This window comes from Pseudoselenomonas ruminantium (assembly GCF_900104055.1).
Classification (GTDB): domain Bacteria; phylum Bacillota; class Negativicutes; order Selenomonadales; family Selenomonadaceae; genus Selenomonas_A; species Selenomonas_A ruminantium_C.
Window position 1 is genome coordinate 23715 of sequence record NZ_FNJQ01000020.1, and the last position, 26581, is coordinate 50295.

Annotated in this window: 21 protein-coding genes and 1 riboswitch; of the genes, 13 read left to right on the forward strand and 8 right to left on the reverse strand. The window is 53.0% G+C overall.

Features of this window, described 5'->3' with window-relative positions:
- Together BLQ59_RS09260 and BLQ59_RS09265 are read left to right on the forward strand one after the other, a co-directional pair.
- The coding region (locus BLQ59_RS09260) for a hypothetical protein (RefSeq protein ID WP_218122891.1) at positions 1–853 on the forward strand (853 nt) is incomplete at its 5' end.
- Between the two features lie 91 nt (positions 854–944).
- Positions 945–1532, forward strand: coding sequence for a polysaccharide deacetylase family protein (locus BLQ59_RS09265; RefSeq protein WP_218122892.1), 588 nt, complete (start codon positions 945–947; stop codon positions 1530–1532).
- A 73-nt stretch (positions 1533–1605) separates the two neighbouring features.
- Here the strand turns inward: BLQ59_RS09265 and BLQ59_RS09270 are convergent, their stop codons facing one another.
- Entirely contained in the window at positions 1606–2775 is a 1170-nt protein-coding gene (locus tag BLQ59_RS09270) for a phosphoribosylaminoimidazolecarboxamide formyltransferase (protein WP_074572642.1), read from the reverse strand.
- A gap of 44 nt (positions 2776–2819) precedes the next feature.
- Positions 2820–2896: riboswitch (ZMP/ZTP riboswitch) on the reverse strand.
- A 674-nt stretch (positions 2897–3570) separates the two neighbouring features.
- Here BLQ59_RS09270 and pfkA point away from each other — a divergent pair.
- The 3 genes from pfkA to BLQ59_RS09290 all read left to right on the forward strand — a co-directional run bounded on the left by pfkA (position 3571) and on the right by BLQ59_RS09290 (position 5784).
- Positions 3571–4533: a 6-phosphofructokinase gene (gene pfkA, locus BLQ59_RS09280; RefSeq protein WP_014425939.1), complete on the forward strand. Its 963-nt coding sequence runs from the start codon at positions 3571–3573 to the stop codon at positions 4531–4533.
- A gap of 235 nt (positions 4534–4768) precedes the next feature.
- Complete coding sequence (locus BLQ59_RS15780) at positions 4769–5218, forward strand: hypothetical protein (RefSeq protein WP_143005329.1); 450 nt, start codon at positions 4769–4771, stop codon at positions 5216–5218.
- 191 nt (positions 5219–5409) lie between these two features.
- Complete coding sequence (locus BLQ59_RS09290; RefSeq protein WP_074572648.1) at positions 5410–5784, forward strand: hypothetical protein; 375 nt, start codon at positions 5410–5412, stop codon at positions 5782–5784.
- A gap of 54 nt (positions 5785–5838) precedes the next feature.
- Here BLQ59_RS09290 and BLQ59_RS09295 read toward each other — a convergent pair whose 3' ends face one another.
- Both BLQ59_RS09295 and BLQ59_RS09300 read right to left on the reverse strand, forming a co-directional pair.
- Positions 5839–8220 carry a homocysteine S-methyltransferase family protein gene (locus BLQ59_RS09295; protein WP_256324651.1) on the reverse strand — a complete coding sequence of 794 codons (2382 nt, stop codon included), beginning with the start codon at positions 8218–8220 and terminating at the stop codon, positions 5839–5841.
- Positions 8221–8235: 15 nt separating this feature from the next.
- A complete protein-coding gene (locus BLQ59_RS09300) occupies positions 8236–8910 on the reverse strand; it encodes a methionine synthase (protein ID WP_074572652.1) in 675 nt (224 codons plus the stop codon).
- A gap of 209 nt (positions 8911–9119) precedes the next feature.
- Between BLQ59_RS09300 and BLQ59_RS09305 the strand changes: the two genes are divergently transcribed.
- From BLQ59_RS09305 to BLQ59_RS09335, 7 genes are all read left to right on the forward strand, one after another.
- Positions 9120–9890 (forward strand): ParA family protein, encoded by a 771-nt coding sequence (locus BLQ59_RS09305; protein WP_074572696.1) that lies wholly within the window; start codon positions 9120–9122, stop codon positions 9888–9890.
- Positions 9877–10839 carry a ParB/RepB/Spo0J family partition protein gene (locus BLQ59_RS09310; protein ID WP_371118281.1) on the forward strand — a complete coding sequence of 321 codons (963 nt, stop codon included), beginning with the start codon at positions 9877–9879 and terminating at the stop codon, positions 10837–10839. The genes BLQ59_RS09305 and BLQ59_RS09310 overlap by 14 nt, the downstream gene beginning before the upstream one ends.
- 54 nt (positions 10840–10893) lie before the next feature.
- Complete coding sequence (locus tag BLQ59_RS09315) at positions 10894–11376, forward strand: DUF4446 family protein (protein WP_256324652.1); 483 nt, start codon at positions 10894–10896, stop codon at positions 11374–11376.
- 23 nt (positions 11377–11399) lie between these two features.
- The gene (locus tag BLQ59_RS09320) at positions 11400–12374 is read left to right on the forward strand and encodes a M23 family metallopeptidase (protein WP_074572658.1); all 975 of its coding nucleotides are present in this window, start codon (positions 11400–11402) and stop codon (positions 12372–12374) included.
- 420 nt (positions 12375–12794) lie between these two features.
- Positions 12795–13901, forward strand: a complete 1107-nt coding sequence (locus BLQ59_RS09325; protein ID WP_074572659.1) for a class II glutamine amidotransferase domain-containing protein — start codon at positions 12795–12797, stop codon at positions 13899–13901.
- Positions 13889–15520 (forward strand): glutamate synthase-related protein, encoded by a 1632-nt coding sequence (locus BLQ59_RS09330; RefSeq protein ID WP_074572661.1) that lies wholly within the window; start codon positions 13889–13891, stop codon positions 15518–15520. The genes BLQ59_RS09325 and BLQ59_RS09330 overlap by 13 nt, the downstream gene beginning before the upstream one ends.
- A 16-nt stretch (positions 15521–15536) precedes the next feature.
- On the forward strand, positions 15537–17879 hold the full coding sequence (locus BLQ59_RS09335) for an FAD-dependent oxidoreductase (RefSeq protein WP_074572663.1): 2343 nt from the start codon (positions 15537–15539) through the stop codon (positions 17877–17879).
- 78 nt (positions 17880–17957) lie between these two features.
- Here BLQ59_RS09335 and BLQ59_RS09340 read toward each other — a convergent pair whose 3' ends face one another.
- The gene (locus BLQ59_RS09340; RefSeq protein ID WP_074572697.1) at positions 17958–19301 is read right to left on the reverse strand and encodes an MFS transporter; all 1344 of its coding nucleotides are present in this window, start codon (positions 19299–19301) and stop codon (positions 17958–17960) included.
- Between the two features lie 175 nt (positions 19302–19476).
- On the opposite strand from BLQ59_RS09340, the gene BLQ59_RS09345 reads away from it, so the two are divergent.
- Positions 19477–20151, forward strand: a complete 675-nt coding sequence (locus BLQ59_RS09345) for a Crp/Fnr family transcriptional regulator (RefSeq protein WP_074572665.1) — start codon at positions 19477–19479, stop codon at positions 20149–20151.
- 48 nt (positions 20152–20199) lie between these two features.
- Here BLQ59_RS09345 and narI read toward each other — a convergent pair whose 3' ends face one another.
- From narI to BLQ59_RS09365, 4 genes are read right to left on the reverse strand one after another with little or no spacing between them, the layout of a single operon-like run.
- Positions 20200–20865 carry a respiratory nitrate reductase subunit gamma gene (gene narI / locus BLQ59_RS09350; protein WP_074572667.1) on the reverse strand — a complete coding sequence of 222 codons (666 nt, stop codon included), beginning with the start codon at positions 20863–20865 and terminating at the stop codon, positions 20200–20202.
- Positions 20862–21398, reverse strand: coding sequence for a nitrate reductase molybdenum cofactor assembly chaperone (gene narJ / locus BLQ59_RS09355; RefSeq protein WP_176756778.1), 537 nt, complete (start codon positions 21396–21398; stop codon positions 20862–20864). The genes narI and narJ overlap by 4 nt, the downstream gene beginning before the upstream one ends.
- The gene (narH, locus tag BLQ59_RS09360; protein WP_074572668.1) at positions 21398–22816 is read right to left on the reverse strand and encodes a nitrate reductase subunit beta; all 1419 of its coding nucleotides are present in this window, start codon (positions 22814–22816) and stop codon (positions 21398–21400) included. Before narH ends, narJ begins: the two co-directional genes overlap by 1 nt.
- Positions 22806–26483, reverse strand: a complete 3678-nt coding sequence (locus BLQ59_RS09365) for a nitrate reductase subunit alpha (RefSeq protein WP_074572670.1) — start codon at positions 26481–26483, stop codon at positions 22806–22808. Before BLQ59_RS09365 ends, narH begins: the two co-directional genes overlap by 11 nt.
- Positions 26484–26581: the final 98 nt, after the last annotated feature.

Consider the following 26581-nt stretch of genomic DNA (forward strand, 5'->3'; position numbering starts at 1 on the left):
AGAGCGTAAAAAAGAGCAGGAGACTGCACGTGTGGAAGAGGAAAAGAAAAAAGCTCAAGAATTAAAGCGTAAAAAAGAGCAGGAGACTGCACGTGCGGAAGAGGAAAAGAAAAAAGCTCAAGAATTAGAGCGTCGGAAGGAACAAGAGGGGCGTAAAAAAAGCTTAAAGGATGGGGAAACTAAGTCTACTAGTCAAGATTCTTTTCCTATGAATTTTGATTCTGTATTGCAGTACAATTATATAGAAGTACCAATTTCGCATTTTGCGAATATGCCGTCTACACAAACAAAAATTAAAAAGTTATGTAAAAATGTGCAAATAAAGCATGATGAAATGGCGAATAAAACATATTACTCTCCTAAAAGGGTTTATGTTGATCCTATAGCACTATATCCCTATATTGTCGTTAATCATGATACTAAAATAATGCAGCTTATTTATCATTCTGTATATATGGGAAGTTACTCTGCTTCATCGTTTAGAGGGATAACGGTGCAAATGGGAAAGGCCCGTTGGATAAATTATCATATGATAAGGATAAGAGCTGATAATAAGCTTTACGAAATGAGATATGACCAAAGCAGAGCAAATCGCAATATACAAACGGCCTCACCGATGATACAGGGAGGAATTTTTGGTTATAGTGCTTCTGTTTCTGCTGTTGAGAGTTATGATGAAGTTATGGATAAAAATGCTTTTGAAGTTTTTCAAGCTATCGTTGCTGCAAAGGATGTCAAAATGCGATTTATAGGTGATAACACATATGTAGATAAGAAGATGAAAAGTAAGCTAAAGGCTATTCATGAAGAAGTGTATGCGATTTTTAATTTATTAATGGGAAAAAATAATTAATTAAAGGAAAAATTATGGGAGAGGTGGGAGTATGAAAAAATATGGATTATGTGTTGGTCTGATAATGCTGGTAGTTCTTATCATAGCACCTATGAGAGTAATGGCGGAGACTTTGAAGGATACTTCTTCAATTAATAGTGACATCAAAACGGAAAGTAGTCATGTAGAAGAGGAACGGTCAGTAACCGGTGCTTTGGGTAATGATATGGAAAGCAAACAACAAAAAAATAGGAAACATACGAATAAAAAAGAGCGCTATGTCTTATTGCTTGAGGACAATGGTTTTGCTTATTATCTGGACAGACAGAATGCCAAGTGGAAAAAAATCCCGTACTCCGAATCGGAAGATATCCTCGATGTCTGGATTCGGCTGGTGAAGACGGATGACAGTGGGGAGTACAGCTACCCGCCCAAGTATTACTTGGAGCATTATTATCTGCGGCCGAAAAAACAGCAGGTGCAGTTCCTCAGTGAGCTGGAAGTGACGGGACGACCCAATAATGCCATCAAAGAGCGGGCGTATAGTGTGCGGAACTGGGAAAATCTGGTTCCGGGTTCTTTGGAGGATGAGATTTATCACAAGGTATTAAAGCAGATGAAGCAGTCTTCGGCTAAGAATTGGTTCAAGGGCAAGAGCCTGCGGGATGAAATTGAAGATAAATTGCGCATTTCTCTCTGAATTGGCAATAGAAAAAGGCTGGCGTGCTGCCAGCCTTTTTGCAGTGTGTGTATGTAAGAACGGGGTAAACGAATTAATGATGGAACAAGCGGATATGCGTCATAGCCATGGTCATATTGTACTTGTCGCAGGTGGCGATGACATTATCATCACGGATGGAGCCGCCTGCCTGGGCAATGTAGCTTACACCGCTCTTGCGGGCGCGCTCGATGTTGTCGCCGAAGGGGAAGAAGGCATCAGATCCTAAAGCCACGCCAGTCTGGGTGGCCAGCCATTCCTTCTTTTCCTCGCGCGTCAGCGGCGCTGGTTTTTCGGTGAAGAGGTGTTCCCAGTTGCCATCGGTCAGCAGATCTTCGCTTTCTTCGCCAACATATACGTCAATGGCGTTGTCGCGGTCCGGGCGGCGCACATCTTCCTTGAAGGGCAGGTTCATGACCTTCGGGCACTGGCGCAGATACCAGATATCGGCCTTATTGCCAGCTAAGCGGGTGCAATGCACACGGGACTGCTGGCCGGCACCGATGCCGATAGCCTGACCGTCTTTGGCATAGCAGACGGAGTTGGATTGGGTGTATTTCAGGGTAATCAGGGAAATCAGCAGGTCGCGTTTGGCGCTTTCCGGCAGTTCCTTGTTAGCCGTGGGAATTTCCGTCAGGCAATCTTCTGTGAGTTTGATATCATTGCGCTGCTGTTCAAAGGTGATGCCGAAGACCTGTTTCTGTTCCAGCGGTTCCGGCTGGTAGTTGGTATCCATCTGAATGACGAGATAGGTGCCCTTGCGTTTGGATTTGAGGATTTCCAAAGCTTCAGCGGAGTAGGAGGGAGCGATGATACCATCGGAAACTTCGCGCTTGAGGAAGCTGGCCGTCTGGGCGTCGCATTCGTCAGACAGGGCGACGAAGTCACCATAGGAAGACATGCGGTCAGCACCACGGGCACGGATATAGGCCGTGGCGATAGGGCTGAGTTCTACGCCTTCGACAAAATATGCTTTCTGCAAGGTTTCGGAAAGTGGTACGGCTACGGCGGCACCAGCCGGGCTGACATGTTTGAAGGAAGCGGCGGCGGGCAGGCCCGTGGCTTCTTTGAGTTCGCGTACCAGCTGCCAGCTGTTCAGGGCATCCAGCAGGTTGATATAACCCGGTTTGCCATTGAGCACCGTGAAGGGCAGGCCTTTTTCGCAGAAAACCTTGGCCGGTTTCTGATTGGGGTTGCAGCCGTATTTCAGTTCCATTTCCGTCATTGCAATTTCTCCTTTTCCTATACGAAAAAAGCCGACACGAATCCGGGTATCACCCAGACGGTCGGCTTTCCTTCCCTGTGCTCCCTGTGGTTATCCACTTCCGTCAGTCGCACAGCATCAACTACAACGAATTTAACATGAAACGCGTCTGCTTGTCAAGGACATTTTAAAGATAGTGTCGTTAGGGCGCGGGGATATATTTTGCGGGTTGCGCTAAATGACCGGCTCGGAAAGCCGCGCTTTCCAGCGAAATGCTCCGGTCACCACGTCGCGGCTTTCAGCGTTGTGTCCAGCTTTTTTCTATTACCGGCCAGCCTGACGGCAGTCGCTCCACCCGCAAAATATATCCCCGCGCCCCTCGCTGTGCTTGTGGCTTTGGGTGAGGGGCTTGATTGCGATGTACTTGCAACTCTGTGGCTTGGCAGAAGGGGACTGTTTTTTGTATGGAGCGCACTGCCGGAGGCTGGCTCGCAAGAGAACGATGCGGGAAGATGCGCTGAAAGAAGCGACGTGGTGACCGGAGCGGGCGGCTAAGAAAACGGAATTATCATGCGAGACATTTGCGCGAATACAAAAAACAGTCCCCTTCTGCCGAGTAGCAGTATCTTTGAAGGATGCCCCTTCTCCCTGACGGATATAGGCTGAGAAGCAACGCTCCAACTTTGGACGGTGATGAAAAAATTTCTGTTAGATTTCCTCTTTTTATGGTATGATAGGGATTAGTGAGTTTTGTTTTTTCCTGCGGTCAGCAAATTGACCGCAGATTGCTTATAATTTCAAGGGGGAACTTCGATTATGCTTAAAAGTATTGCAGTCATGACCAGCGGCGGCGACAGCCCCGGAATGAACGCAGCAGCTCGTGCCGTTGTGCGCACGGCGCTCTATGAAGGGGTAAAGGTTTGGGGTATCCGTGACGGTTATCATGGTCTGCTTGAAGAGAATATGTTTGAGATGAAGTCCAAAGACGTGGGCGACATCATCCAGCGCGGTGGTACGTTCCTGGGCACGGCCCGCTGCAAACGCTGGAAGACGCCGGAAGGCCGTATGCTCGGCTATCAGCATCTGGTGGACCGTGGCATTCAGGGCCTTTGCGTTATCGGCGGTGACGGCTCCCTGCGCGGAGCGTCCCTGCTGTCTCAGGAAACCGGTATTCCTATCGTAGGCCTGCCGGGCACTATCGACAACGACGTTTGGGGTTCTGACTACACCATCGGCTGCGATACGGCTGCCAACACGATCATCGATGCCATCAACAAGCTTCGCGATACGGCATCTGCTCATCGCCGCGTTATCGTCATGGAAGTCATGGGCCGCAGCTCGGGCTGGCTGGCACTGGTTTCCGGTATCTCCGGTGGTGCTGAGTACATCCTCGTACCGGAAGAACCGTTTGACCTCGATAAACTTTGCGATGATATGAAGAACGCTTATGCCGAAGGCAAGCGCTATATCCTCGTTGTTGTGGCTGAAGGTGCCGGCAATGCGCAGGAAATCGGTGACTTCATCGCCAAGAAGACGGAACTCGATACCCGCGTGACGGTTCTCGGTCATATCCAGCGTGGCGGTTCCCCGACGGTTATCGACCGCGTACGCGCCAGCCAGCTGGGCGAGCAGGCAGCGCTGGCTCTGATTTCCGGCCTGTCTGATGTGGTCTTTGGCTTCAGCAAAGGTCGTGTCGTATCCATCGACCTGCACGATTCCGTAAACAACAAGAAGCAGCTTGATCCGGAATATCTGCACCTGGCTAAGGTCCTGTTCTAAAAAAATGAAAAAAAAATGAAAAAAATAGCGTTTCCTGCTTAAGGAAATGCTATTTTTTTCGATATAATAAGTACAGGTAGGATTGTATCAAGCTGAAAGTAAAAGAGTATTGTCAGAAAATAAACAATGCTTGCAATTTTTAGGGCGGTACGCTATAATGTACCTACCATGAGTTTAGGATGATTGATAACTCAAGAGTCGCACAATGTCAACATTACCTAGGAAGGGGATGAACATGATGCAAAAGCTTTGGAAGAAACTGGCTATGGCAGCCGTTGTATGCGGAGCGATGGGGCTTTGGTCCGGAACGACGGAAGCAGCCGTAGCGCAGGCAGGCAATCCGTTTGCTGTAGCGATTACTGGTCAGGTGCAGCAGTATGATCTGAGTGTGGGCATTGATGGGCTTCCAACGGAAGATCTGCTGACACCAGCACAGCGCAGACGTATTGAAATGGAACGCCGTCGTCGTGAGATGGAGAGACGCCGTCGTTACCATCGTCCGCCTCCGCCGCCACCACGTCGCCATGGGCCTCCGCCACCGCACATGCGTCGGCATTATCCACCCCCACCGCCACCGCGCCGGCACTATCCGCCACCACCGCGTCGGCATTGGTCAGTGGATACGAACATCACCAATAGTGTGTTCCAGCTGCCAAGTGGAGCAACGGCATCCGTGATGGATTAATTTTATGGTAGAAGAGGAGAGGCGTTTTACCTCTCCTTATTATGCACTTTTGCAATCGTGAACACTTTAATTTTGGAAAATAAAAATGATTACATTTTTGCAGAAAATAGTATAAGAAATGAACAAGGAATTATCAACAGGAGTGCAATGTCAACATTACCTAGGAAGGAGATGAACATGATGCAAAAGCTTTGGAAGAAACTGGCTATGGCAGCCGTTGTATGCGGAGCGATGGGGCTTACAAAGAAAAAGAAGCAGCCGTAGCGCAGGCAGGCAATCCGTTTGCTGTAGCGATTCCTGGTCAGGTGCAGACGTTTGATCTGAGTGTGGGCATTGATGGGCTTCCAACGGAAGATCTGCTGACACCAGCACAGCGCAGACGTATTGAAATGGAACGCCGTCGTCGTGAGATGGAGAGACGCCGCCGTTACCATCGTCCGCCCCCACCACCGCCACGCCGCCACTATCCACCTCCACCGCGCAGAAGACATTGGTCGGCAGATACGACTGCCATCAACAATGCATTCCAGCTGCCGGATGGCTCCGTGGCTAAAGTAACGGAATAAGTTTTTGCAAGACAAGCAGGAGAGGCCTTCGGGCCTCTCCTTTTGTGTGGCTGTTTAATTCTTTTTCACTAATGTCTTGGCCAGTTCGACGGCTTTCACGCCATCCGCTGCATAGGCATCGGCGCCGGCGCTGTCGGCGTAGTCCTGGGTGACGGCAGCACCGCCGACCATTACCTTGGCGTTGCAGCCGGCTTCTTTGAGGTCTGCGATGACCTTGTCTATCTGTACCATGGTGGTGGTCATCAGGGCGCAGAGGCCGACGATATCGGCATTGTTCTCGATGGCGGCCTTGACGATCTCCGTGCTGTCCACGTCTTTGCCGAGGTCGATCAGCTTGAAGCCGCTGTTGGCCAGCAGGGCGCCTGTGATATTCTTACCCAGATCATGCACGTCGCCCTTGACGGTGGCAATCACCACTGTACCCTGTTCCGGAGCGGTGCTGGCTGGTGTCAGTTCCTTGAGTTTGTTGAATGCGGCCCGCATGGTTTCCGCCGAAAGCAGGACTTGCGGCAGGAACATGCGGCCGGCGCCAAAATCGACGCCGATATCCGTCATGGCAGCAGTCAGAGCCTGCTCCGTGATCGTGTTGGCTTCAATTCCTGCCTTGAGTGCATTTTCCACCAAAGCGGGGATTTCGTCTTTTTCCCCGTCAATCACGGCCTGTTTGATGGCTTCGAGCGGGGAAAGTTCTGTGACCTTTGCGGTGGCAGCCGCTTTGGGTACAGCCAGATTGGCTTCGTTCTTGCTGTAGGCAAGGCCATTGGGATCGTCGCCCAAGAGGGCTGCACTGGCCATCAGGGCTTTCTGCATGGACTCATCATAGGGATTCATGATGGGCGCATCAAGGCCTGCCGCCAGGCACATGGCAAAGAAGGTGCTGTTGATCAGCGGGCGGTTGGGCAGGCCAAAGGAGATATTGGACAGGCCCATGGTGGTGGGATAACCGAAGCGTTCGCGGTACATCTGCAGGGTGATCAGTACCTCATAGCAGGCGTTCTTATCGGCAGATACGGTCATGACCAGCGCATCGAGCAGGAAGTCGCCGTCATCGAGGCCCTGTTCCTTGGCGGCAGCAATGATCTTCCGCATGACATCGATGCGTTCTTCGGCGGTCTTGGGTACGCCGTCCGGCGTGATGGGCAGGCAGAGGATGGCTGCGCCGTATTTTTTGGCCAGCGGCAGGAACTCGGCAATGCGCTCCGGTTCATAGCTGACGGAGTTTATCAGGGCACGGCCCGGATAAGCTTTGAGGCCGGCTTCCAGCGCCTTGGCATCACTGGTATCGATAGCCAGCGGCGCATCGGTGAGCTGGGCGATTTCGGTCACGGCTTTCTGCATGGCGGCGGCCTGGTCGATGCCGCCAACACCCATATTGACATCCAGCAGATGTGCCCCGGCTTTCACCTGATTGACGGCTTCTTTCTTGACACCGAGCAGGGAGCCGTCGCGGATTTCGGCGGCCAGCTTCTTGCGGCCGGTAGGATTGATGCGTTCGCCGATCAGGCGGGTGGGCAGGCTGTGGTCGATGCAGACGGCTTTGCTGCGGCTGGTGAGCCAGAGTTTCTTGGCCGGCAGTCTGCGTTCCGGCAGGGGCATATCCTTCAAGGCTTTCGCCAGTTCCCGGATGTGTTCGGGGGTGGTGCCGCAGCAGCCGCCCAGGTAGGAAGCACCGGCTTCCAAAAGCTTCAGGCCCCATTTGCCGAAGTCTTCCGGACCCATGGGGAAGACCGTCTGGCCATCCTTGAGATAGGGCATGCCGGCGTTAGGCAGGACGCTGATGGGGCAGGTGCAGTTTTCGGCCAGTGTCTTGACGATGGGCACAAGTTCTTCCGGGCCAAGGGAGCAGTTGACACCGATGATATCCGCGCCCATGGCATCGAGGAGAATCGCAGCCGACTGCGGATCTGTACCCGTTACCGTACGGCCATCTTCGCTATAGGAAAGCTGGCAAATCACGGGGATATCCGATGCTTCCTTGGCTGCCAAAAGGGCCGCACGCATCTCCTGCAGATCAATGCAGGTTTCGATGATCAGAAAGTCGGCGCCGGCTTCAGACAGGGCTTTGGCCTGGTCGTAAAAGTTCTGGAAGGCTTCGTCAAAAGACAGATCGCCCAGCGGTTCGATGAAACGCCCTGTCGGTCCCATAGAACCAGCTACTTTTGCCCGGCCTTGTGCCGCTGCTTTGGCAATGGTGACGGCGGCTTTATTGAGCTCGGCCATGCGGTCCGTAAGACCGTAGTGTGCTAATTTCAGCGCGCTGGCGCCGAAGGTATTGGTTTCGATGATTGTGGCGCCGGCTTCAATATAGGCCTTATGAATATTTTTCACGACTTCCGGATTTTCCACATTCATCAGTTCCGGACAGGCGCCGGGCTGAAGACCGCCGGCCTGTAACATGGTACCCATGGCACCATCAAATATTTCGATTCTGCTCAATACATTCATCTCCTGTTATTTCTTTCTGGACGGGCAGTTCAATTGGCTACAGGCAGCGCAGCCATTGGGGGAGTGCTTTATCTCACTGTTTTCCTGTTTGCGGTAGAGGCCGATAATGGCCGTAACGCTTTTGCGGGGCACGAGCATCATGGAGGAGGAAAGCCCCACACCGATACTTTGGGCATGGGACAGTCGGATTAGTTCCGGCTGCTGCTCCAGGGGCCAATCGCCATAGCCGGGACTGAAGCGCCATTTCATGCCGAAACCCTGAGCCGCCATCTTCGGGGCCAGAGCCTTTTCCAGCCCATCGGCTACCTGTTCCACGGCGGCGGTAGCGGCGGCGTCCAAAAGAACGGCCATGCTGTATTCGCCAGCGTTGAAACGCTGGGTGACATCCTCTTCGATATCATCACCGACCGTGGCGGCCAGCAGGATCACCTTTTCACAGCCGGCGAGGTGCTGGCCTATCTTTTCGCCCTGAATCCGGCAGGGCGGATCGGACTGGATCTCCTGCTTTTCGCAGTCATAATCGTAGATTTCCCAAACGCTGCGGGGCTGGGCCAGAAGCCTGGCATCCTGGCAGGCGGCGAGGATCTTATCCTCGGAGAAGTCCTGCGCTTTCTGCAGGCCTGCATAGCGGCGGGTTTCCTTGGCATCAATGGCCAGCAGAGGAGTATTATAGATTGGCATCCTATCACCACCTAAAATTTTTTTGCTTGTTTCACGTGAAACAATGGCATTTTTTGTCATTTCATATTATTATATAGGTATGGTTTTTTGCAGGCCGGTTTTCTAATGACAACTGTCCAAAATAAAACCTGTAATGTAACAATTATACTTATTATAAAGGACTTTTACAAGCATTACTGTAACCTAATGCACGGATTTTAAGGAAAGTGGTGAAAAATTTGGCAAAGATTATCGCAGTTGCCAATCAGAAGGGCGGCGTGGGCAAGACCACGACGTCGGTAAATCTGGCAGCTTGCCTGGCGGCCAAGAAAAAGAAGGTCCTGTTGGTGGATTGCGATCCGCAGGGCAATGCCAGCAGCGGCTTTGGTGTAGATAAATCCACGTTGCAGGGCAAGACCATCTATCAGGTGCTGATCGACAACCTGCCTGTCAGTGAAGTGATCCAGAAGACGGAGTTCAAAGTGGATATCCTGCCGGCCAATATCGATCTGGCTGGTGCTGAGGTTGAATTGGTGGCGGCTATTTCCCGCGAAACGCGGCTCAAGAAGGCTTTGGATGCCGTGCGGGAGAACTACGATTACATCATCATTGACTGCCCGCCTTCATTAGGCCTGCTCACCCTGAATTCGCTGACGGCGGCGGATTCGGTACTGGTGCCCATTCAGTGTGAATTCTATGCTTTAGAAGGTGTGGCTCAGCTCATGCGTACGATTGAACTGGTGCGCAGCAACCTGAATGCAGAATTGAAGCTGGAAGGTGTGGTCATGACCATGTATGATTCCCGCACAAAGCTGGCTGAACAGGTGGTAGCAGAGGTGCGGAACAGTTTTGATACGGTCGTTTACAAGACCATGATTCCCCGTAATGTGCGCCTGAGTGAAGCTCCCTCCTTCGGCCAGCCTATCATCTATTACGATAGGAAGTCCAAGGGTTCTGAGGAGTATATGAAACTGGCGAAAGAGGTGATTGCTTGTGGCTAAGCAAGGTGGCCTGGGCAAGGGCTTAGGGGCATTGTTAGGCGGCCCAAAACCTGTCAGTGATACGGCGAGCGTGGAAAAGGCTCATAAGATTGCCATCAGCATGATCCAGCCCAATCGCTATCAGCCACGCACGGAGTTTGATGAAAGCTCATTGGATGAGCTCAAGGATTCCGTGCGGGAATTCGGTGTCCTGCAGCCTTTACTGGTACGCAAGGTCGCTGATAACAGCTATGAACTGATTGCTGGGGAACGGCGCCTGCGGGCGGCAAAGCTGGCTGGCCTTACGGAAGTGCCGGTGGATATCCGCGAATTCAATAATGAGGAAATCGCACAGATTGCCCTGATCGAGAACATCCAGAGGGAAAACCTGAATGCCATGGAAGAAGCTCGGGCATATGACCGCCTGATGAAAGAGTTCAGTCTTACGCAGGAAACCGTGGCGAAGAAGGTCGGCCGCAGCCGTTCCCATATTGCCAACTTCCTGCGCCTGCTGAATCTGGCTGAACAGGTCCAGGCTTATGTGGCCAATGGCTCGCTTTCCATGGGACAGGCCAAGCCGCTGCTGGCTTTGGAGGATAAGAACCTGCAGTTAGAGGCAGCGGACTATATCCAGAGCAGGGAAATGTCTGCCCGGCAGTCGGAACAGCTGGTGAAGAAACTGCTGGAAAACCCGGATCTGCTGCATGAGCAGAGTGGGGAAAAAGCGCCGCAGGCCAAACCGGAACAGGATATATTTGTCAGGGATGCCGTGGATAAGCTTACGGAGATGTTTGGTACGCAGGTGCGGATCCAGACCGGCAGGAAGAAGAGCAAGCTGGAGATCGAGTTCTACTCTCCCGAGGATCTGGAGCGCATCATGAACACCATGCTGCAAAGACAGCAGGATGTGAAAGAACAGAAGATGGCGGCGCTGCGCCAGTTCTCGCAGACAGGGAAATTCACGGTTTAAAGCAATAGGGGAGTTTTGGATTTTAGAATGGATATGAAATTTTTTATGCATTTTATGGCAGATAATATGCCATTTATCGTGGTAACAATGGCAATCGTGATGATCATCATGCTTTGCATCATGATCCGTCAGGCCTGGAATCTGAGCTACATGAAGAAACGCTATCGCAAGATGATGAGCGGCGTGGACGGGGATAATCTGGAACGCCTGCTCATGGGACACATTGATGAAGTCCGTCATGTGGTGGAGGAAAATCAGCGTATTGATGCGGAAAACCGCCGGATGGATGAGCTTTTGAACCTGGCCGTTACGCGGGTAGGGATGGTGAGATTCCGCGCCTTTGAGGATATGGGCAGCGACCTGAGCTATGCGGTGGCCCTGTTGGATGCGCATAACAATGGTGTGGTGCTCTCCAGCATCTTTGGCCGGGAAGATTCCCGCAGCTATGCGAAACCCATTGAAGATGGCAAATCCACCTATCCCATGACGAAGGAAGAAGAACAGGCCCTGCATGAAGCCATGGGCAAGGCCATGTAATATTTTCGGAAAGGAAGTTCTAGATGTCAGCAGAAAAAGAAGTGAAAAAAACTGCTGCTGAGGAGTATACGATAAAATTTATCCCTCCCCAGGGTGGCGATGTGAAAACGATCCGCTTGCCCAAAAATCTCTTGAAATACGGCGTGGCCTCGCTGCTAGCTGGCGCGCTGCTCTTCGTGGGAGCGTTCAGTTACGCGGTTTATTCCACTTTCCTGAATCGTAATGGCGCTGCCGAAATCGAGGATCTGCGCCAGGTCAACAGCATCCAGCAGGAACAGCTGCTGCAGCTGGCCAAGAAGGCTAACAGCCTGCAGGAGGAAATGAATCAGCTCAAGAAGCTGGAAGAGGATATCCGCCGTTTGTCGGGGGCGCAGCCCTTGCAGGAAGACAAGGCCAAGGAGGAAAACAACAGCGGCGATAATGCGGCTGTTGATCCGGCCACCCATAATGGTCAGGGCGGGCCGTTGACTTCGCCGACGGTGGCAAATGTCAGCGATACGCTGGCCCTCGTGGAGCAAGGACTGGCTCAGCGCCGTGAGTCGCTGACGGCCCTGAAGGAAGAACTCAGCAAGCGGCAGGAAAGCCTGGGGCTGACGGCAAATATTTCCCTGCCGGGCGGCACAACGCCGGCTATCTGGCCGGCCCGTGGCGTGGTCAGCTCGCCCTATGGACTGCGCTGGAATGGTTCGGACTTCCATCCGGGCATCGATATTGCCAACGATATGGGGACGCCAATCCTGGCTACGGCAGATGGCGTTGTCCGTGTGGCCGGCTGGAATGATGGCGGCTATGGCAACATGGTGGATATCGACCATGGCAATGGCATCATGACTCGTTATGGGCATGCCATGCAGGTCGCTGTAACCGCCGGCCAGCATGTGCGCCGCGGTCAGGTCATTGCCTATATGGGCAGTACCGGTTTCTCGACAGGCCCTCATGTACATTATGAAGTACGGATTAACGGTCAGGCGGTCAACCCCTCAGCCTATCTGCATTGATGTGGCTGCCAGCGGAAGTATTATGTATACTTGAGCAAAAATGCGGGCAACAGAGACAACTTATGTATTCCTGTATACCGTAAAAAAATACATAACATAACAAAAGCAGTATATTACAGAAAGTCTTATGCATCTTGGTGCATAGGGCTTTTTTATTGCCCTGCTTGCTATAACGAATCAGTAATATTGTAAATGCTTCTTTTTATAAAAATACAAATTAACGAATAAAAATGCATACATTGTTTAGCAAAATGGTTATTTATAAGGGGTTATACCTATCATAAATGTATATTTTCTGCCTTTTTTTATATTGACAGAGGTTTACAAAGTTCTTATAATATAAATCACGATGTAACGAAAATACATTGAGTAAGGACAAAGATATATTATTTTGTATACATTCGCAAAGGAGCGACAGTTATGTGCAGAATTGGTTCGATTAAGAGCAAGGTGCCTATCCAGCCCTCCAAGGCATTGCATCTGATGCTGCCTCAGCAGGAAGGCCATGATAATTCGGGCTTTGCCATGGTTATGCAGGATCTCTATGGTATATTCTCCGATTATAAGGATAAGCCATTGCTTTCTCTGGCTTGCACCCAGCGCGGCGCACAGCTGGTAGAAGAATACATGGATGCGCATAACTTCGTGCCGCTGGCCGAATGGATTCCCGTCCCGGACAAGCGTCCAGGCCTCGACATCAAGGCCATGCCTTACTATATTTTCCGCAACTATGACTATCCAGAAGAAGCGGGCCATATGTCTAAGGAAGAAAAGGAAAATCTCCTGCTCGATACCCGTCTGGACCTGCGCAAGATTCTCACGGAGAACAATGCTGGTTTCGTTTATTCCTTCTGGCCGGATGTGCTGACCTTGAAGGAAATCGGCGATCCGCGTGACATTGCTACTTATTTCCACCTCTGGGATGACAATGGCTGCCTCGTGGCTAAGTCCATCGTGGCTCAGTGCCGCCAGAACACCAACTATGATATCGTGCGTTATGCAGCGCATCCGTTCTTCCTGCAGGGGTATACGCTCTGTGCTAATGGCGAGAATACCTTCTATACGAAGAACAAGGAATTCCAGTCCTCCCTGCACCGTGGCTATATCGGCTTCGAATCTGATTCTCAGTGCTTCCTGAACACCCTGCACTATGTACATCATGAACTCAAATGGCCTCTGACTTATTACAAGCATGTAATCACGCCGCTGCCTTTTGAAGAATGTGAACAGCGTGAGGATAAGGATGTCCTGATTGCCATCCGCCAGTCCCTGGCGAACCTGGAAATCAACGGACCAAACACGGTCATCGGGGTATTGCCGGACTGCCGCATGATCACCTGCTGTGATTCCAAGAAACTCCGCCCGGTAGTGGTGGGCCGCGATGAAAACATGGTGGCTATTTCTTCGGAAGTCTGCGGCATCAATGAAATCATGCCCAACCGTGATCAGTCCCAGGATATCTATCCAAACGAACGCGAAATCGTGGTCATTGACAATGACTTGGAGGTACAGAGATGGAAGCAGTAAAAACACAGGAAATCGGCGTCAATGACCTGCCGTGGAAAATCGAATATCATGCAGAACGCTGTACCATGTGCGGCAGCTGCGTGGCCGGATGTTCCTTCAAGGCCATCAAGGTAGAGGTGCAGAAACAGTCCCTGACGGTTTCTGAGGGCAGTCAGCCGGAACCGAAACATACCCATGTGGCTCGCCCGATCATCAAGCAGGTGGCCAGCCTCACGGATTTCTGCCGTGGCTGTGGCATGTGCGAGAAGATCTGCCCGAATAACGCCATCCGTCCAGTACGCAACCCAGATTCCCGCCGCACGCTGCTGGCTAAGGATAATGGCCCCATCAAGCGCGGTGGCCGCACCAACCTCAATGCTCAGCGCACGCTGGACAGCATCGTGGTGGGGCGTATCTCCCAGATGACTGACCCGTCGCTTGATGCTGCCCGTCATACCTTCGATATCCGTTCGCCGTTTGGCCGCGTACTGCCGGCGAAAGACCTGCCCTTTGAAATCAAGGATGGCAAGCTGGTACAGAAGACCAAGACGCCGCCGGTGGATTGGATCTACCCGTTGATTTTCTCCGATATGTCCATCGGCGCTCTGTCCACCCGTGCCTGGGAAGCTGTGGCGCTGGCTGTAGGCTATCTCAATGAGAAATGCGGCCTGCCCGTGCGCATGAGCTCCGGTGAAGGTGGTATGCCGGTTAAGCTGTTGGAATCGGACTATCTCAAATACTTCATCATCCAGATCGCTTCCGGTCATTTCGGCTGGAACCGTATCATCAAGGCTATGCCGCATATGGTCACGGACCCGGCTGGTATCCTGATCAAAATCGGTCAGGGTGCAAAACCCGGTGACGGCGGCCTGCTGCCGAGCGCCAAGGTGGCGGAACACGTGCAGGCTATCCGCGGTGTACCGAAGGCTACGCTGGCTTCACCGCCAAACCATCAGGGCCTTTACTCCATCGAAGAATCCGTACAGAAGATGCACCTTTCCATGAATGCGGCCTTTGGCTTCCGTGTACCGGTGGCCATCAAGTGTGCGGCTTCCGCCACTTCCGTATCCGTATACAACAACCTGCTGCGCGATCCCTATAAGATCTGCGGCGGCTTCTTCCTCGATGGTATCCAGGGTGGTACTGGTGCCGCTAATGAGGTATCCCTCGACCATACGGGCCATCCGGTTGTCTCCAAGATCCGCGACTGCTATCTGGCAGCCGTCAAGCAGGGCCTGCAGGGCCAGATCCCGCTTTATGGCGGCGGCGGTATTGGCATGACCGGCAATGCGGCTGCCGATGCCTTCAAGCTTATGTGCCTTGGTGCCAACGGCGTATTCGTCGGTAAGGTACTGATTCAGCTTCTGGGCTGCGTCGGCAACGAGCAGGGCCGCTGCAACTCCTGTAATACGGGCAAATGCCCCATGGGCATCTGCACCCAGGATCCGCGTCTCGTCAAGCGCCTCGATATCGACAAGGGCGCCCAGAAGATCGTGGACTATGTGCTGGCCTTCGACTCCGAGCTCAAGAAGCTCATGGCGCCTATCGGCAACAGCTCTTTGCCAATCGGCCGCAGCGATGCGCTGGTTTCCACGGACAAGGCCGTGGCCGACCAGCTCGGCATTCAGTATGTATGTTAAGTAGGGGGATAGCGTAATGTTCAAGATCGATACAATGAAGGGACATGACCGTATGTCCACCCAGGACCTGCTGCTGGCCATTGAAGAGGCTGTGCGTCAGGGCGAAACGGAATTTGAGGTAGCTGCTTCCGGTCAGCATGATATCGGCGGTCCGCTCTGGCATCCAGAAGGCAAGACTCTGCATTTCCATGTGACCAATGCCGGTCAGCGTGTCGGTTCCATGTGCTTGCCGGGCACGGAAATTGTGGTGGAGGGAGCAACCTCTGCTGACGTGGGCTGGCTTAATGCTGGCGGTATCATCACCGTCAAGGGTGATGCCGGCGATACGGCTGGCCATTGCTCCTCCGGCGGTAAGATCTTCATCGGCGGCCGCAGCGGTACTCGTACGGGTTCCCTGATGAAGCACGATCCGCTCTATGAGGAGCCGGAACTCTGGATTCTCAAGAATACGGGTTCTTTCTCCTTCGAATTCATGGGCGGCGGCAAGGCTGTCGTCTGCGGCTATGACAGTGCAGAATTCACTTCTGTGCTCGGCGAGCGTGCCTGTGTCGGCATGGTCGGCGGTGTCGTTTATGTCCGCGGTAATGTGGATGACTTCCCGGCAGATATCAAATGCCTGCCGCTCGATGATGACGATATTGCCTTCCTCAATGGCGGCATGGATGATTTCCTGGCCCATATCGGCCAGCAGGCGCTCAAAGCGGAACTCACGAACTGGAATGAATGGCAGAAGCTCACGCCGCTGACCTTTGCAGAAAAGGCAGCCAAGGGCAACAACAAGCCGTCCATGCAGGCTTTCCGCATGAATGACTGGGTGAAAGGCGGTATCTTCTCCGATGTAGCGCATGATGATTTCGCCGTGCATAACACTCTGTCCACGGGTCTTTACCGCCTGCGCGTGCCGAGTTGGGATAATGCGAAATTCGCAGCACCCTGCGAATTCAACTGCCCCACGGGCATCCCGACGCAGCGCCGCTATGACCTGATCCGTCAGGGCAAGCTCGACGAAGCTTTCCAGCTCGAACTGGAATACACGCCGTTCCCGGGTTCGGTCTGCGGTTCGGTCTGCCCGAATCCTTGTATGGATGGCTGTACCCGCGGCAGCATCGACCAGCCCATCCAGATTGGTGACCTCGGCTATCGCTCCGCCTTCCTTTCCGTGCCGAAGCCGGAAGTACAGACGGGCAAGAAGATCGCCGTTGTCGGCGGTGGTGTAGCTGGCCTGTCCGCAGCTTGGCAGCTGGCCCGTAAAGGCCACAGCGTGACGGTCTACGATGAGGCTGAGCATATCGGTGGTAAGTTGGAACAGGTTATCCCGCGCGGCCGCCTGTCCCATGAACTCCTCGAAGCAGAACTCAAACGCATTGAAAGCGTTGGTGTGAAATTCGTATCCTCCTGCAAGGTGGATAAAGATAAATTCGCCCAGCTGCGCGGCGAGAATGATGCCGTTATCGTAGCTACGGGCGGCACGAAATCCCGCTTCTTCCCCTGGGAAGGGGCAGAGCGCCTGACGATGGGGCTCGAATACCTCAAGGCCATCAACCGTGGCGAAAAGCCGAAAACTGGCAAGCATGTAGTCGTTATCGGTGCCGGCAACTCCGGTATGGATACCTGCCGTGGTGCCTACGAGATGGGCGCAGAAACGGTAGTGGCTGTCGACGTGCAGAAACCGGCGGCCTTCAAAGAGGAAATTGACTATGTAGAAGGTCTGGGCGGTAAGCTCGTATGGCCGTTCTTTACGAACAAGATTACTGCTGAAGGCGTTTACGCCAATGATGGTACCTTTATCCCTGCGGATCAGGTTATCGTCTCCATCGGTGAAGAGCCGGTGCTCGACTTCCTGCCCGAAGATGAAGGCATCGAATACTTCCGCAAGAGCTGGCTCGTGCCGAAGGCTGACCAGTCCATTGCCAAGGGCGTATTCACGGCCGGCGATACCATCAAGCCGGGCCGCCTGACCGATGCCATTGGCAGCGGCCGCAAGGCAGCCTACTATGTCGATCAGTATGTGATGGGCAAGGAAGTAAAAGCCTTCCCGCAGAAAGCACAGATTCCTGCGGAACGCCTGTCCAAGGCTTACTTCGACAAATGCCATCACTGCCTGCTCGGTGATCCCGTGGATGACCATGCGCGCTGCGTAAGCTGCGGTACCTGCCGCGACTGTAAGATGTGCCTGGAATCCTGCCCGGAAAAAGCCATCACCCGCGTTGAGAAGGAAGATGGCAGCTGGGAATACGTATCCGATCCCGATAAGTGCATCGGTTGCGGCATCTGCGCCGGTGTTTGCCCCTGCGGTGTCTGGAGCATCGAAGACAACCCGGAACCCATCAAGATGTATTCAACTGGTGCAAAAGCATAAAAATATATTGTTGCACGTGAAACAACGCCCGGCAGGCGATAAGCTTGCCGGGCGTTGTTGTTTCACGTGCAACATGTTTTAACAATGTTGACCGGAATTTTTGCGGTCGTAGAAATACCAGGTGACGATAATGGTACTGATGGTAAAGGCGATCAGGATGTAGAAAGCTGGGGTTACATCCTGATAATTGCTGTAGGCCCAGCCGAAGATCTTGGGAATCAGGAAAGCGCCATAGGCGGCAATGGCAGCGGTAAAGCCTGTAACCAAAGAGGAGTGGAAGGGATTATTGAAGATATAGGGAATCATGCGGAAGGAAGCACCGTTGACAAAACCGGTGGTCAGGAACAGCAGCAGGAAGGAACCAAAGAACATTGCGAAGTTATGCGCTTGGATGCCCAGCATGGTTACAAGGCTGGCTGCCAGCATCACGAATAGGGAGAGAAGCGTGACGCGAGAACCGCTGTCGAGTTTATCGGCCAGCCAGCCTCCCAGCGGCCGTACGCTGGCGCCGATAAAGGGGCCAAGGAAGGCCGCCATGGAGAAGGAAACCTCGGGGAATTCCTTGGATACCAGCAAGCCTAAAGCGGCAGAAAAGCCGATAAAGGAACCGAAGCCGCAGGTGTAGATCCAGCACATCAGCCAGGTGTGTTTGTTGCCGAAGATGGATAATACGCTCTTGGGGCTTTGTTTGGGCAGGGGCAGATTATCCATAAACATCCAGATAAGTACAAGTGTGATCAATGTGGGGATAGCCCAGAAATAGCAGACATTCTGCAGGTAGAGAGTCGAACCTGCGGCGGTGGGCAGGCCGGCACCGAAAAGGCCGGACAAGTTCCAGCCCAGCAGCAGGGGGGCTGTCAGGTAGATCAGGGATACGCCCAGATTGCCCACGCCTGCGTTGATGCCCAGGGCCAACCCTTTATTTGCCTTGGGGAAGAAAAAGCCGATATTGGCCATGGAGGCGGAGAAATTGGCGCCGGCTATGCCGATAAAGGATACGAGGAGCACAAAGGTCTCATAGGAGGTGCTTGTATCCTGCAGGGCATTGCCCAGGCCCATGATTGGCAGCAATAACAGGGCCGTGGTCAGCAATGTTGAGGTCTTGCCTCCGAGCAGGCCAGGCAGATAGGTGTAGAACAGGCGTCCCGTGGCACCAACAAGCCCCGGCAGGGCGGCCAGCGTGAAAATCTGCTCATCTGTGAAGTGGAATCCCACGGTGTTGAGCTTAGCGGCAATGGTGGCCCATAAGGTCCAGACCACAAAGGATAAAACTAAAGCCCAGGTGGAGACAGCCAGATTCTGGTTGGCAATCTTTTTGCCGTATGTCTCCCAAAATATCTTGTTTTCCGGCTCCCAATGCTGCAAGATTTCCCGACGGGAGGGATTTTCGCCGAGGACAGCGAAGTCTTTGCTTGTTGACATTTGTTCATCATCCATCCTTATTATCACATTGTTATTGATTTGTATTAAGTATAATTGAAATATATCAATATGTAAGTAACAAACCTCACGGAAAACGTAACAAATCTCACAGTTAGAATGGGAAATTTTTAGTATGCTTAAGGGAAGCAAGTTGAGTTTTGAGAGGGGTAAGGTCATGGAGTCTTTGGTTCGTCAATTGTATGAAGTTCCCGGCAAGGTTATTATGCTGCATGATGGGGAATATCTGTTTCACGAAGGTGATCCGGCGAAATATTTCTATATCGTGCGTACAGGGCAGATATTCATCACGAAATATGCCACCAGCGGGCGGGTGCTGTCCTTGCGGTTAGCTACCCGCAGCAGCATTATTGGAGAATTGCCGTTGTTTGAGGATAATCCTACTTACATCTTCAATGCCATCGCCCAAAGTGCCGCTGAGGTCTACGCCATTGAATTCCCCGTATTGCAGAGCTATCTGGAAAAGCGTCCCCATATGGCAGTGAATATCCTGCGCATCATCAGCGCCCATATGCGCAAGCAGCATACAAAATTCCGGGATCTGCTGCTTTATGGCAAGAAGGGGGCGCTGTATTCCACCCTGATACGGCTGGCCAACAGTTATGGCAAAGAGGTGGATGGGGGAATCCTTATCTCCGTGCCCCTGACCAATCAGGAATTGGCCAATTATTCTGCGACCGCCCGGGAGAGCCTGAACCGCATGCTGGGAGAACTAAAGAAGGCGGATATCATCGAATACCGGGGACATCTGATCTTCATCAAGGACATGGATTACCTCAAGGACGCGATCCAATGTGAGAACTGCGGCCGGGAAGTCTGCAATATCGAATAAGGCTATGAAAAAATCGCTGGCAGAGACCAGCGATTTTTGTGTAAGAACTTATTTTTTTCGGTAGATGATATGGCTGCGGAACAGGTATTCAAAGGGGAAACTCAGACAATGCACCAGCCGCGTGAAGGGGAATAGCATGGCGGTCATCATCCAGCTCAGCATATGGATCTGGAAAACAAGGGGGACGTTTTCCATCAATCCAACCTCAGGCTGCAGCATGAGTACCGAGCGGAACCAGGGGGAGATGGTTTCACGGTAGTCGAAGCCGCCGGGGATATTGCTGACCGTGCCGATGGTGCCGGATACGATGGTCAGCAGCAGCACGAGATAGAGCAGTTTGTCCATGCCGCTAGTATTTACCTGCATGCGGTCATTGCCGGCAAACCGCCGCTGGCAGAGCCACAGAAAACCGCCGAGGAAGAGCACCGCCGCCGGCAGGCCGCCTGCGAGGCTCATAAGATGATACATATGCTCATCGGTGCCCGCAGCCTCGGTCATGAATTTTGGCACAAGGATGCCGACGCAGTGACCGCCGAAGGCCATCAGCAGGCCGATATGGAAAAGGGGATTGGCCCATTTCAGGTCGCGCTTAGACAGGAACTCGCTGGACTTCGTGGTCCAGTTGCGTTCATAGATGGTATAGCGCATAATGGTGCCCCCTGCGAAGATTGTCAGGGCGATATAGGGCAGCACCCCATAGAGGAATTCATTCATGCGGTTGCTCCCTCCAGTTCATCCGTTTCGGTCAAAATCACATCCAGCAGGAATGTATGGGCAAGTTTTGCCGCCACAAAGCGCTGGCGCAGCAGTTCAATCTTAGGCTGTATTCTGGACAGCACCTTGCCTGCCTGTTCGGCAGAGAGGTGGGCCGCCAATTCCAGCAGGGCAGGCAGGAAATCCGGCAGTTCCTTGTTCAGGTCATAGCCGTTGTCCAAGAAGAGATTCTTGAATTCCAGCATTTCCCGGGCCTGCTTGCCGAAGTCCGTGCGGTCGTGCATGGTCAGGTAGAGATTGGTATTCGCAGAAAACTCGAAGGTGCGGACATAGAGTTCTTCATATTCTTTATGTCCCATGATCTCGATATAATCCAAGGTGTCCAGGATGATCTGCTTGTTCTGCGGGTTCTCAAGGCTGGCTGCTTCCTGGCGGCAGGCGGGGAGTTTTGCCCACCATTCCGCATGGGGATAGGCGAAGAGATAGGCAGCCAAAGACAGCGTTTTCTGATATTCTGTTGTTTCGGTCATCATCAGCACCCTCCCGGACAGTTATAGCCACAGGAACCCTGCAGTTCTCGTAATTTATCTTCCGCTTGTTCCTGCAAACCAGCAGGAATGTTGAAACGGTCCTTATACTTGGCAATGCCCATCAGCCGGTACATGGCTTCATAGGTTTCCAGATCGTATTCCAGCCGGCGGGGAAGTTCCTCACCGGTCTCCTTGGCACGCATGACCATGCGCATATCCAGCAGACGCTGCAATACGTTTTCCACCACTGCCACATTGCCGGCGGCAAAGAGCTCGGCAATATAGGAAAGGGGGATGCGCATATCCTTTACGTCTGGCAGGTAAACATCCGCTTCCGCCCGCCGGGTGATGGGGGACAGGGGCGGTACATACCAGACCATGGGCAGGGTGCGGTATTCTGCATGCAGGGGCAGGGCTACCTGCCATTCCTTGACCATTTTATAGACCGGGGAAGCCTGTGCTGCCTTGAGCCAGTTGTCAGGAATGCCTGCATCTTTGGCTGCCTTGATGACCTCTGGATCATGAGGATCCTGAAGGATATCCAGCATGCTGTGATAGATCTCACCTTTGTCCGGTGTCGAAGCCGCATCCTTGACCTTATCCATATCGTAGAGCAGCACGCCAATATAGCGCAGACGCCCTACGCAGGTATCGGCACAGATTGTAGGCAGGCCGTTTTCCAGGCGGGGGAAGCAGAAAATACACTTTTCTGCTTTATTTGTCTTCCAGTTGAAATAGACCTTCTTGTAGGGACAGGCAGGGATGCAGTGACGCCAGCCCCGGCAGCCGTCCTGGGACACCAGCACCACGCCGTCCTCCTCCCGCTTGTAGATGGCACCAGAAGGGCAGGCCGCCACACAGGCGGGGTTCAGACAGTGGTTGCAGGTGCGGGGCAGGTATTTCATGAAGAGGTCATGGAATTCCAGGGTGATATCTTCAGCGATATTCTTGAAGTTGTGATCCTGCCGGGCGGATTCCCCGGCGGCCAGATCGTCTTCCCAGTTCGGCCCCCATTTGATTTCCATGGGTTTCTGGGTGATCAGGGAACGGGGGCGGGCGATGGGCTGATGGTTTTTGCGCTTGGACGTGATCAGGGTTTCATAATCGTAGGTCCAGGGCTCATAGTAATCATCCATTTCCGGCTGATCGGGATGGTAGAAGAGCTTGGCCAGCCGTTCCAGCTTATTGCCGGAACGCAATTGCAGCTTGCCGCCTTTGAGCTCCCAGCCACCCTTCCATTTCTCCTGGTTTTCCCACTGTTTGGGATAGCCGATACCGGGTTTTGTCTCCACGTTGTTGAAGTACATGTATTCCGCACCCGGGCGGTTGGTCCAGACATTCTTGCAAGTGATGGAGCATGTATGACAGCCAATGCACTTGTCCAGATTCATGACCATGGAAATCTGTGCTTTAATCTTCAAGCCAATCTACCTCCTCCAGCTTGCGGGCCACCACATACATATCCCGCTGGTTGCCTGTGGGGCCATAATAATTGAATCCATAGCTTAATTGTCCATAGCCCCCGATCATATGGGTGGGCTTCATATGGATGCGTGTCGGCGTATTGTGGGTGCCGCCGCGGGTGCCGGAAATCTTGCTGCCCGGCACGTTGATATGGCGATCCTGGGCATGATGCATATAGACCACACCCCGGGGCAGGCGCGGGGATACCACGGCCCTTGAAACCACTACGCCATTATGGTTGTAGAGTTCCACCCAGTCATTGTCCCTGACGCCGATTTCAGCGGCATCCTTTTCATTGAACCAGACGGTCTGGCCGCCACGGAACAGGGTCAGCAGCTGCTGGCTGTCAAAGTACATGGAATGGGTGCTCCATTTGTTATGGGGCGTCAGATATTTCAGGGTGATTTCCCTTGTGCCGCCTAACTTGTTTTTGATGGGCAGATAGTCCAGAATGGGCTTGTAAGTAGCCATGGACTCACCCATCTCGTGCATCATCTCATGGTCTAGGAAGAAGGACTGCCGTCCCGTAATGGTACGGAAAGGGACGAGTTCCTCGATACTGGTGGTAAAGGGAGTATAGCGCCGGTTCTGATTGCTGCCCGTGAAGGTGGGAGAGGTGATGGTTTCCCTTGGCTGCACGGCTACCTGCTCAAAGGTGAAGCGTTCATCTTCCCGGTCTTTGGCCAGCTTTGTGAGGTCATTGAGGCCGGTTTTCTTTTCCAGGGATTTCCAGGCCTTGACAGCCACTTTACCGTTGGTGGTGGTGGAAAGGCCTAATACCGCATCCGCAGCCTGTTTGGCATCGGCAATAGAAGGCATCCCATAGGAGATATAATCCTTATTCTGGATGGTGCCGTTGCGCTTGCCGATTTCTGCATATTCGGGGGCAGAATCCCAGCTCATGGAGAGGCTGCCCATCTTTTCGGATACACCGGGGCCAAGGGCAATCCATTTTTCATAGACCTTGGTGAAATCCAGTTCCGTTTCCATAAGGTTTGGCATGGTCTTGCCGGGAATGGGTTCGCACTCGCCCTTGCTCCAATCGCGGATGCGGCCTGCGGGCTGGGCTGTTTCCCCTTCGCTGTCATGCTGGATGGGCATGGCAACCACATCCTTATAGGGCTGGACGTTGGCTTCTTTGGCCACTTCGGAAACCTTTTTGGCCAAAGTCTTGAAGATTTCCCAGTCGGTTTTGGCCTCCCAAAGGGGATCGACTGCGGCTTGGAAGGGGTGGACGAAGGGATGCATGTCCGTGGAGGACAAATCATCCTTTTCGTACCAGGTGGCTGTGGGCAGTACCACATCGGCATAGAGGGCAGAGCTGGCCATGCGGAAGTCGAGGTCAATCAGCAAATCCAGTTTGCCATTGGCCGCGCCATCGAGCTGATTGAGTTCTGCTGCTTCCCGCCATTTGATTTCCTTGGGGCGGTTAGGGGCTTCTTCCTCGGAGAACAGGCCGTTTTTTGTGCCTAAGAGATACTTCAGGAAGAATTCGTGGCCCTTGGCTGAGGAGCCAATGAGGTTGTTGCGCCAGATAAAGAGATTGCGGGGGAAGTTGGCGGGATTATCCGGATCTTCCACGGCAAATTGCAGGCTCTTGTCCTTGAGGCTGTTGACGATATACTTCTTCACATCTATGCCGGCGGCTTTGGCCTCGTCATGGAGCTGCTGGCCGCCCTTGTTGAAGGTGGGGTAGGAGGGCAGCCAGCCCAGACGTGCCGCCATGACATTATAGTCACCGGCATGGAGGTAGCGGGGGGTTACGCCTTCTGCAGTCAGATCGGACAGGTCAATTTCATCGCTGCGCCACTGGTCGGTGGCAAAATAATAGAAGGAGGTGCTGTTCTGCAGGCGGGGCGGCTTCTTCCAGTCAAGGCCTGTCATGATACGCTGCCAGCCCTCTGCCGGACGCAGTTTCTCCTGTCCCACATAATGAGCCCAGCCGCCGCCGTTGCGGCCTTCGGCGCCGACAAAGAGGAGCAGGTTCAGGATCGTGCGGTAGACCACATCGGCGTGGAACCAGTGATTGATGCCGCCACCCATGATGACCATGGTGCGTCCCTTGGTCTTGAGGCTGTTGTCGGCAAATTCCCTGGCCGTATGAATAACCGTTTCCATGGGCACGCCCGTGTATTTTTCCTGCCATTTCGGCGTATAGGGCACATCATCTTCATAGGAGGATGCCACTTCACCGCCAAGGCCGCGGTCAATGGCATAGTTGGCCAAGGTCAGGTCGTATACCGTGGTCACCAGAATCTCACCATCTGCCGTCTTGATGCGCTTGGCGGGGACTGATCTGGTCAGCAGTCGGTTTTCCCGCTCATTGCCGAAGTAGGGCAGCTGGATTTCCACAATTTTATCCATGGAGCCCAGGACGGAGAGCTGCGGTGTGATGGCATCGCCATTATCGCTGTTTTCCTCTTTGAGGTTCCATTTTTCCTTGCGGTCCCAGCGGTCACCCATGGTGCCATTGGGCACGACCAGGCTGCCGGTCTTCTCATCCATCACATAGTGCTTGAAATCGGCATGCTTGTCCTTGCGCCCCATATCCTGACCATTCAGGAAGCGGGTGGCCTGATATTTGCCATTTCGCTCTTCCAGACGAACGAGGAAGGGGAAGTCCGTATACTTGCGGGTGTATTCCACAAAGAATTCTGCCGGTTCGCCCCAATAGTATTCATTGAGGATGACATGCCCCATGGCCATAGCCATTGCCGCATCACTGCCGACTTTCAAGGGGATCCATGTATCGGCAACTGTCGTGGATTCGGCATAGTCCGGGGCGATGGAAACGACCTTCGTACCCTTGTAGCGGGCTTCCACTAAGAAATGGGCATCCGGCGTGCGCGTCAGGGGCACGTTGGAACCCCAGGTGATGATGTAGCCCGCATTGTACCAGTCGGAAGACTCGGGCACATCGGTCTGATCGCCCCAGACCTGCGGGCTGGCGGGTGGCAGATCCGCATACCAGTCGTAGAAGGAAAGGCCGGCACCGCCCATCAGCTGCATAAAGCGCAGGCCGCCGGCATAGGAAAGCATGGATTTTGCCGGGATTACGGAAAAGCCGAAATTCCGGTCCGGGCCATATTTTATGGCAGCATGGATCATGGAAGCCGCCACGATTTCGGAGGCTTCCTCCCAGGTGGAGCGAACAAAGCCGCCCAAGCCGCGGGCTTCCTTATATTGCTTCATTTTGGCCGGCTCGTTGGCGATACTCTGCCATGCTTCCAGCACGGTATGGTGATTTTTTTTCGCCTCCCGCCAAAGCTGCGCCAGTTCACTGCGCAGATAGGGATATTTGATGCGATGGGGGCTATAGAGATACCAGGAAAAGGATGCTCCGCGAGGACAGCCCCGGGGTTCGAAATCTGGCATATCCGGTGCTGTTTCCGGATAATCGTGGATCTGGTTCTCCCAGGCCACCAGACCATTCTTGACATAGATATTCCAGCTGCAGGAACCCGTGCAGTTCACCCCATGGGTGGAGTGCACGCACTTGTCAAAAGACCAGCGGTCGCGGTAGGTATTCTCCCACTCACGGCCGCCTTCGTTTAACTGCTGATGCCCGTTGGCTGATTTTTTCTTGGGAATAAGGTAGTTGAACTTTTGAAACACATTGCTCACCCTAAGCTCCTCCTAAAACACATACATCTGAATTATGCTTATTTTATCCGAATCACATGTTTTTTCATGTGATAAACATCACTTCCAGTGCAATAAAA

Bases quoted from the DNA above. Each gene is read 5' to 3' on its own strand.
- BLQ59_RS09265 (WP_218122892.1), top strand. From the start codon at position 945: ATGAGAGTAATGGCGGAGACTTTGAAGGATACTTCTTCAATTAATAGT.
- BLQ59_RS09270 (WP_074572642.1), bottom strand. From the start codon at position 2,775: ATGACGGAAATGGAACTGAAATACGGCTGCAACCCCAATCAGAAACCG.
- pfkA (WP_014425939.1), top strand. From the start codon at position 3,571: ATGCTTAAAAGTATTGCAGTCATGACCAGCGGCGGCGACAGCCCCGGA.
- BLQ59_RS15780 (WP_143005329.1), top strand. From the start codon at position 4,769: ATGATGCAAAAGCTTTGGAAGAAACTGGCTATGGCAGCCGTTGTATGC.
- BLQ59_RS09300 (WP_074572652.1), bottom strand. From the start codon at position 8,910: ATGCCAATCTATAATACTCCTCTGCTGGCCATTGATGCCAAGGAAACC.
- BLQ59_RS09315 (WP_256324652.1), top strand. From the start codon at position 10,894: ATGGCAGATAATATGCCATTTATCGTGGTAACAATGGCAATCGTGATG.
- BLQ59_RS09320 (WP_074572658.1), top strand. From the start codon at position 11,400: ATGTCAGCAGAAAAAGAAGTGAAAAAAACTGCTGCTGAGGAGTATACG.
- BLQ59_RS09325 (WP_074572659.1), top strand. From the start codon at position 12,795: ATGTGCAGAATTGGTTCGATTAAGAGCAAGGTGCCTATCCAGCCCTCC.
- BLQ59_RS09330 (WP_074572661.1), top strand. From the start codon at position 13,889: ATGGAAGCAGTAAAAACACAGGAAATCGGCGTCAATGACCTGCCGTGG.
- BLQ59_RS09335 (WP_074572663.1), top strand. From the start codon at position 15,537: ATGTTCAAGATCGATACAATGAAGGGACATGACCGTATGTCCACCCAG.
- BLQ59_RS09340 (WP_074572697.1), bottom strand. From the start codon at position 19,301: ATGTCAACAAGCAAAGACTTCGCTGTCCTCGGCGAAAATCCCTCCCGT.
- BLQ59_RS09345 (WP_074572665.1), top strand. From the start codon at position 19,477: ATGGAGTCTTTGGTTCGTCAATTGTATGAAGTTCCCGGCAAGGTTATT.
- narI (WP_074572667.1), bottom strand. From the start codon at position 20,865: ATGAATGAATTCCTCTATGGGGTGCTGCCCTATATCGCCCTGACAATC.
- narJ (WP_176756778.1), bottom strand. From the start codon at position 21,398: ATGATGACCGAAACAACAGAATATCAGAAAACGCTGTCTTTGGCTGCC.